Here is an 8,724-nt window from a genome sequence, read left to right on the forward strand (position 1 = left end):
CACCGCGGTCAGCGAGTCGAACCCGAGGTCGCGGAACGCCCCGTCGGCGGAGAGTCCGCGCGGGTCGCCGTGCCCGAGCACCTGGGCGACGTCCGCCAGGACCAGGTCGAGCAGGAGCGCGGTGCGCTGCTCGACCGGGAGGCCGCGCAGCTTGCTCTCCAGTGACTCGGCGGGTGCCGTCGGCGCACTCGACGCGGTCCTGCGCTGCGGCGCGGGCGCCAGGTCCCGCAGCAGCGGCGGCACGGTGTCGGCCGTCCGGAGCGCGGCGGTGTCGACGCGTACCGGTACGAGGTTGGGCGTGGCCGCCGTGAGCGCCAGGTCGAAGGCGGCGAGGCCCTCTTCGGTGGCCGTGGGCAGCAGCCCGGTGCGGGCGATCCTGCCGAGGTCGGCGGCGCCGAGACCGGCCGTCATGGAGCTCGTCTGCGACCACATGCCCCAGGCGACGGAGACCGCCGGGGCGCCCGCCGCGTGCCTGCGGGCCGCGTATGCGTCCAGATAGGCGTTGGCGGCCGCGTAGTTGGCCTGTCCCGCCGAGCCGAACACTCCGGCGACCGAGGAGAACACGACGAAGGCCGCGAGGTCCGCGTCGGCGGTCAGGTCGTGCAGGGCCCGTACCGCGTCCGCCTTCGGCCGCAGCACGGTGGCGAGGCGCTCCGGGGTGAGAGCCGCGAGGACCCCGTCGTCCAGGACGCCCGCGGTGTGCACCACCGCGGTCAGCGGATGCTCTTCGGGGACGGCGGCAAGAGCCGCGGCGAGCTGCTCGCGGTCGGCCACGTCGCAGGCCACGGAGCGGATCCGGACGCCGTCGTCCCCGATCTCCAGGGCGTCGAGGACGTCCAGGAGGTCACGGGGCGCCTCGGTGCCGCTGCGGCTGAGCAACAGGACGTTGCGCACGCCGTGTTCGGCGACCAGACGGTGCAGGACGAGCCGGCCGAGGGTGCCGCTCGCGCCGGTGAGGACGACCGTGCCGTTCGGGTCGATGGGGCGCGGGACGGTCAGTACGGTGCGGCCGGGGAGGCCGGGAAGGCCGGGAAGGCCGGGGTGGCGGGGCCGATCGCCGTCGGCGGCCTCGGACGAACCGTCGGGCAGTCCGTCGGACAAGCCGTCGGCCGGTCCGTCGGACAGGCCCTGGAACGCCGTGGCGGCCGCCCGTATGTCGTGGGCCGTGACCGGCAGCGCGCGCAGCGCCCCGGAGTCGAGCAGGCCGGTGAGTTCGGCGAGGATCGCCTGCCGCCGCCCGGCGTCCGGGACGGTGAGCGCGGCGCGCGCGTCGGCGGCCACGAACCGGCCGTCGGCGGCGAGCAGCAGCGCGGCCGACACCTCGGCGCCGGTGCTGCGGTGCGGGTCGAGGACGAGGTCGAGACCGGCGGGCACCCGCTGCGCGATGTCGCCGGGCTCCGGCCCGGTGAGGTGGGCGCCGTCGAGGCCGAGGCCGCGCAGGGCGTCGTGGGCGGCCTGCGGCGCGGCGGCGTACACCTCGGCGCCGAGGTGCCGGGCGATCTGGACCGCGGCGAGGCCGACGGGATCCGCGGCCGCGTGGACCAGCACCCGCTGCCCCGCGCGCAGTCCACCCTCGTCCACGAGGGCGTGCCAGGCGGCGAGGTACGGGGTGGCCGCCGCGGCGGCCTCGGCGAACGTCAGGGCCCGCGGCAGGGGCGCGACGGACCGGTGGTCGGTGACCGCGGTCCGGGCGAGCGCGCCGCCCTCCGGGAAGACGCCCCAGACGCGGTCGCCCACGGCCGGTCCGGTGACCGCCGCGCCGAGCTCGGTCACGACACCGGCGCCTTCTGTGCCGGGCGTCCGGTCGCCGTCGGTCAGGTCGTCGGGGCCGATCCCGGCGGCGCGCATCGCCACCCGGATCTCCTGCGGACCGAGGGGCGCCGCGGGGGCCGGTACGAGGGCGAGGCCCCCGGGGCCACCCGGACCGGCGCGGCCTGCGGAGTCGTCTCCGGTGGAGTCGTCGCCGGTGGAGCGGTCGCCCGCGGAGTCGTCGCCCGCGCCGGTCGCCTCCAGCCGCCACTCGGACGCGTCGTCCGGCAGCGGAAGCAGGTCGGGGGCGGTGCGGCTCAGCCGTGGCACGTACGCCTGCCCGTCGCGCCAGGCGATCTCGGGTTCGTCGGTGGCGACGGCCGCCGCCACCGCTTCGACCGCGTCGACGGAACGGGGCGTGTCCGTGTCGACGAGCAGCAGACGTCCGGGGTGTTCGGCCCGGGCCGCCCGGATCAGACCCCACACGGCGGCGGTGGCCGGGTCGGGGCGGTCCATCATGTCGCCCCGGGTGACCACGACGAGCCGATCGTCGTCGTCCCCGTCGGCCGCGTCGGCGAAGAACCCCTGGACGCGTCCGAGCACCTCGGTCAGGCGGGCGTGCACGTCGCCGCCGGGCTCGACGGCGGCGACGGTGACCCGGTGCGGCATCGCGGTCGCCCCGGCCGCCGTCTCCGGAACGGTCAACGGACGCCAGCGCAGGTGGAGTCCGCCGTCCCGGCCGGGTGCCGCGGCCGCGGACATCGGCCGCAGCAGCAGCGCGTCCACGGTGACGACGGGCTGTCCCGCGGTGTCGACGGCGGCCAGGGAGACGGCCCCGTCGGCGGTGGCGGTGAGCCGGACCCGTACCGCTCCCGCCCCGGACGCGTGCAGGGTCACACCCGTCCACGAGAAGGGGAGCAACGGCCGCGACCCTTCGGTGCCGGACCCGGCGCCGGACAGCGACGGCACCCCGAGCGTGACGGCGTGCAGCGCGGCGTCGAGCAGCGCCGGGTGGATGCCGAACGCGCCGGGCTGCGCGGGCAGTTCCGCCTCCGCGTAGAGGGCGTCCGCCGTGCGCCAGGCGGTGCGCAGGCCCTGGAAGAGCGGCCCGTAGTCGTAGCCGCGCGCGGCCAGGTCGGCGTAGAGGCCGTCGACCGGTATCCGCTCGGCGTCGGCGGGCGGCACGTCCCACGCGTCGCCCGGCTGCGCGGGTGCGTCGGCCAGGGTGCCCGTCGCGTGCTGGACCTGCGGCTCGGTGCCGGAGGCCGGGGCGGCCGAGGAGTGGACGGTGACCGTGCGGCGGCCCGTCGCGTCGGGGGCACCGACGACGACCTGGAGGTAGACGGCGGTGTCGGCGGGCAGCACCAGCGGGGACTGCAGGGTCAGTTCCTCGACGACGGGGCAGCCCGTCTCGCCACCTGCGTGCAGGGCCAGGTCGAGGAAGGCGGTGCCGGGCAGCAGCACCGTACCGCCGATCGCGTGGTCGGCGAGCCAGGGGTGGGCGCCGGGCAGGATGCGGCCGGTGAGGACCGTCTGCCCGTCGGGCAGGTGCACCGCGGCGCCGAGCAGCGGGTGCCGGGTGCCGGTGAGGCCCGCGGCCCGGATGCCGACCGTCGACGTGGCGGCGTCCTGCCAGTAGCGCTGCCCCGCGAAGGCGTAGCCGGGCAGGTCGGTGCGGCGGCCGCCCGGCAGCAGCCGGTGCCACCGCACCGGCGTGCCGGTCACGAACGTCTCGGCGAGGGCCCGGGTCAGGGCGAGGGCCTCGTCCTGACCGGACTTGAGGGCCGCCACGGCGACGTATCCGTCGTCCCCGAGGCACGCGTCGAGCGTGGCGTGCGCCATCGGGGTGACCGCGGCGTCGGCGCCGACCTCCAGGAAGGCGCGGACGCCCTGGTCGGCGAGGACGCGCACCCCGTCGGCGAAGCGGACGGCGCCGCGGACGTGCTCCACCCAGTACCGGGCGGTGCACAGGCGCTCGGCGTCGACCGGTCCGCCGGTGACGTTCGAGATCACGGGGATCCTCGGCGCGTTGAACGAGAGACCGGAGATCGCCTCGGCGAACTCGTCGAGCATGGCGTCCATGCGGTGCGAGTGGAAGGCGTGCGAGACCGCGAGGCGGTGCACGCGGTGTCCGGCGGCCCGGAAGTGGTCGGCGACGGCCACGGCGGCGGCCTCGTCGCCCGAGACGACGACGGCCTCCGGACCGTTGACGGCGGCGATGCCGACGGAGTCGGTCAGCCCGGCCCGCTCGATGTACGCCCGGGTCTCGTCCTCGCCCACCGCGACGGCCACCATCGCCCCGCCCTCCGGCAGGGCCTGCATCAGGCGTCCGCGCGCCGCGACGAGGGCGCAGGCGTCGGACAGCGAGAGGACCTCCGCCGCGTATGCCGCGGTGATCTCGCCGAGGGAGTGGCCCATGACGTGTCCGGGGGTGACGCCCCAGTCCCGGAGCAGTTCGAGAAGGGCGACCTCCAGGGCGAACAGGCCGGTCTGGGTGTACATGCTCTGCTGCAGCAGCGGCGCGAGCGGCGAGTCCTCGGGCGCGAACACGACGTCGCGCAGCGGGTGTGCGGCGTATCCGTCGAGGTGCGCGTCGACCGCGGCGCACACCGCGTCGAAGGCCTCGGCGTAGACCGGATACCGCTCGTACAGCTCCTGCCCCATGCCCGCCCGCTGCGAGCCCTGCCCGGAGAAGACGAGCGCGAGCCCGCCCGCCCCGACGGCCGGGACGGCGCCGGTGACGGTGCCGGGTGCGTCCTCGCCGCGGGCGAGGGCGGCCAGCGCCTCGGTCAGGTCGTCGCGTCCGGTGCCCAGGACGACGGCGCGGTGGTCCATCAGGGCCCGGCCGGTGGCCAGGGTGTGGCCGACGTCGCGCGGGTCGACGGTGTCGTCCCCGGCGACCCGGTCGAGCAGGCGTTCCGCCTGTCGGCGCAGCCCGTCGGCCGTCCTGGCCGACAGGGTCCAGGGGATCACCGGCGCTTCCGGCGCCGGCTCGGCGTCCGTGGCCGGGACCGGGGCGTCTTCGGGTGCCGCTTCGAGGATGACGTGCGCGTTCGTGCCGCTGATGCCGAAGGACGACACGGCGGAGCGGCGGGGCCGCTCCAGCTCGGGCCACTCCTGCTGGGCGGCGAGCACGCTGACGGCGCCGGACTCCCAGTCGACGTGCCGGGAGGGGGTGTCGGCGTGCAGGGTGCGCGGCATGATGCCGTGCCGCATGGCCTGCACCATCTTGATGATGCCCGCGACACCCGCGGCGGCCTGGGTGTGCCCGATGTTGGACTTGACGGAGCCGAGCCACAACGGCCGTTCCTCGTCGCGCCCTTGGCCGTACGTCGCCAGCAGCGCCTGCGCCTCGATCGGGTCGCCCAGCGAGGTGCCGGTGCCGTGCGCCTCGACCACGTCCACGTCCGCGGACGTCAGTCGCGCACTGGCGAGGGCGTCACGGATGACGCGCTGCTGCGACGGCCCGTTGGGGGCGGTCATGCCGTTGCTGCCGCCGTCCTGGTTCACCGCCGAACCCCGCACGACGGAAAGGACCTGGTGTCCGAGGCGGCGCGCCTCGGAGAGCCGCTCGACGACCAGCAGACCGACACCCTCGGCCCAGCCCGCGCCATCGGCGTCGTCGGAGAAGGCCTTGCAGCGGCCGTCCACGGACATCGCCCGCTGTCGCGAGAACTCCACGAACGTCGTGGGCGTCGACATCACGGTCACACCGCCCGCCAGGGCGAGGGTGCACTCGCCGTTGCGCAGCGCCTGTATCGCGAGGTGCAGCGCCACGAGGGACGACGAGCAGGCCGTGTCGATCGTCATCGCCGGGCCTTCGAGGCCCAGTTGGTACGAGATGCGGCCCGATGCCACGCTGGACGCGCTGCCCAGCATGCGGAAGCCGTCCATGCCCTCGACCGGCTCGTGCAGCGGCGGGCCGTACTCCATCGGCATCAGTCCGGTGAAGACACCGGTCCTGCTGCCGCGCAGGGAGTCCGGGTCGATGCCGGTCCGCTCCAGCGCCTCCCACGCCGTCTCCAGGAGCAGCCGCTGCTGCGGATCCATCGCCGCGGCCTCCCGCGGACTGATCCCGAAGAACTCGGGCTCGAACACGGCGGCGTCGTGCAGGAAGCCGCCCCGTCGGGTGTACGTCTTTCCGGCCCGGTCGGGGTCGGGGTCGTAGAGGTCGGCGATGTCCCAGCCGCGGTCGTCGGGGAAGTCGGTGATGGCGTCGACCCCGTCGAGGGTCGCCTGCCACAGCTCCTGCGGAGAACGGATCCCGCCCGGGAAACGGCAGGCCATGCCCACGATGACGATCGGATCGTCATCCGCGGCCGCCCCTGTGACGGGGGCCGGGGCCACCGGACCCGCGTCCGTCCCCCCGACCTCCTCCTCAAGGAAACCGACGAGCGCGGTCGGCGTCGGATAGTCGAACACCAGCGTCGACGGCAGCCGCAGCCCCGTCACCGTCTGCAACCGCTGCCGCAGCTCCAGACCCGTCAGCGAGTCGAAGCCCAGATCACGGAAAGCACGATCCGCCTCCACCGACGCACCCGAACCGAGCCCGAGCGCCAACGACACCTGGCCACGGACCAGTTCGAGCAGAGCCTCCGCCCTCTTCGCGTCGTCGAGCGCCGCCATGTCGGCGGCCCACGACGAGGACTGCCCGGCGCCGACCGCGGCGGCCGCGCGACGCGCGGGGGCGCGGACGAGCGACTTGAAGACGGCGGGCAGCCGGTCCTGCGCCGCCTGGTTGCGCAGCGCGGGCAGGTCCAGGCGGGCCGGGAACAAGGTGGCGCGGTCGGCGGCGAGCGCCGCGTCGAACAGGGCGAGGCCCTGCGCGGCGGACATCGGGGCGAGCCCGCCCCGGGTGAGCCGGGCGATGTCGGTCTCGTCGAGGTGCGCGGTCATCGCGCTGTCGCCACCGGCCCACAGGCCCCAGGCCAGCGAGGTCGCGGCCAGCCCTGCGGCGCGGCGCGCGTGGGCGAGGGCGTCCAAGTAGGCGTTTGCGGCGGCGTAGTTGGCCTGTCCTGCCGTGCCCATCACACCGGCGGCGGACGAGAACAGCACGAACGCGGCCAGGTCGGCGTCGCGCGTCAGCTCGTCGAGGTGACGGGCTCCGTCGACCTTCGGGCGCATGACGGTGTCGAGGCGGTCGGGGGTCAGTGCGGTGACGACACCGTCGTCGAGGACACCGGCGGCGTGGATCACGGCGGTCAGCGGGTGCCCGTCCGCGATCCCGGCCAGGGCCGCCGCCAGACCGTCCCGGTCCGCGACGTCACAGGCGGCGAAGGTCACCGTCGCGCCGAGCGCGCCCAGTTCGGCGGCCAGCTCCTCGGCGCCCTCGGCGCCACGACGGCTGACCAGCAGCAGGTGACGTACGCCGTACTCGGCCACGACGTGCCGGGCGACGAGTCGGCCCAGGGAGCCGCCGGCGCCGGTGATGAGGACCGTGCCGTCCGGGTTCCACTCCGGAGCGGACGGCGCGGAGGATGCGGCTTCGGCACCGACCGCCACCAGTCGCGGTGCGGTCAACTCGTCTCCGTTCCAGGCGAGTTGTGGCTCTCCGGAAGCCAGGGCCGTGGCGAGTGCCGACTGCCGCGGTGCGGTCTCCGCGGGTACGTCGACGACCACGATGCGTCCGGGGTGCTCGGTCTGCGCCGAGCGCAGCAGGCCCCATACGGCCGAGGTGGCCGGGTCGGGCTGCGCGGCGATGTCGCCCCGGGTGACGACGGCGAGCCGGGAGCCCTCGTCGTCGGCCGACGCGGCGAGGAAGTCCTGCACCGTCTCCAGCACTCCGGCCACGCTCGTCCGGACGTCGCCGCCGGGCTCGACGTGGGCGACGACGACATCGGACGGCAGACCATCGGAGGCGTCGGCCCCCGGAGCCGGTGCCGATACCGGTACGTCGACCCAGCACACCTCGAACAGCGGGTCCCCGGCAGCGACCGCCGCCCCCAACTGCTCCTGCGACATCTTCTGCAACCGCAACTCGTCCACCGACACCACCGGCAGGCCCGCACCGTCGAACGCCACCAGCCGCACGGCACCATCGGCGTCACGCGACAACCGCACCCGCAGCGCCGACGCACCGACCGAATGCAGCCGCACCCCGCTCCACGAGAAGGGCACCCACAGGTCGCCCGAGGGCAGCGGATGCAGGGCCGCGTCGAGGAGCGCCGGATGGATGCCGAACTCCTCGGCGTCCACGGGCAACCGGACCTCGGCGAACAGGTCGTCGCCGTCGCGCCACAGGGCGCGCAGGCCCTGGAACACGGGTCCGTAGCCGTAGCCGAGCCCGGCCAGCGTCTCGTAGGCGTCCGCGACGTCGACCCGCTCGGCACCGGTCGGCGGCCACACGCCGTCCAGCCGCTCGTCCGACGGCACGGGACCGGCGTCCGCGAGCACTCCGACGGCGTGCCGCACCCAGTCCCCTCCCCCGGTCACGTCGGCGTCGGCGTCCTGGACCTGGGAGTGCACGGAAACCGTCCGGCGCCCGGAGCCGTCCGGCGCCGCCACCGAAACCTGCACCGCCACCTGGGCGTCCTCCGACAGCACGAGCGGCCGCTCCAGCGTCAGTTCCTCGATGACATCGCAGCCGACCTCGTCGGCGGCGCGGAGCGTCATCTCGATGAAGGCGGTGCCCGGGAGCAGAACGGTGCCGAAGACTCCGTGGTCGTCGAGCCACGGGTGGGTGGTGCGGGAGAGCCGTCCGGTGAGGACGACGTCATCGCCACCGGCGAGCCGGACGGCGGCGCCGAGCAGCGGGTGTCCGGCGGGCCGCAGCCCGAGCCCGGCCGCGTCCACCACGGACCGCCCCGCGGGCAACCAGTGACGACGCCGCTGGAAGGCGTACGTCGGCAACTCCACCAACCGACCACCCGCCAGCCACGGCGCCCAGTTCACGTCGACACCCGCGACGAACACCTCGGCCAGACTCTGCGCCAGCCGAGCCGGACCCCCCTCACCCCGCCGGAGCGTCCCCACGGC

General features: G+C 75.4%; 1 protein-coding gene. It reads right to left on the minus strand.

The window, feature by feature from the left end:
- Positions 1–8,661, minus strand: an 8,661-nt coding sequence (locus tag AOK03_RS34570) for a type I polyketide synthase (protein ID WP_167355677.1), incomplete at its 3' end; no start/stop codon positions are given.
- Positions 8,662–8,724: the final 63 nt, after the last annotated feature.

Source organism: Streptomyces atriruber (assembly GCF_001418325.1).
GTDB lineage: Bacteria > Actinomycetota > Actinomycetes > Streptomycetales > Streptomycetaceae > Streptomyces > Streptomyces atriruber.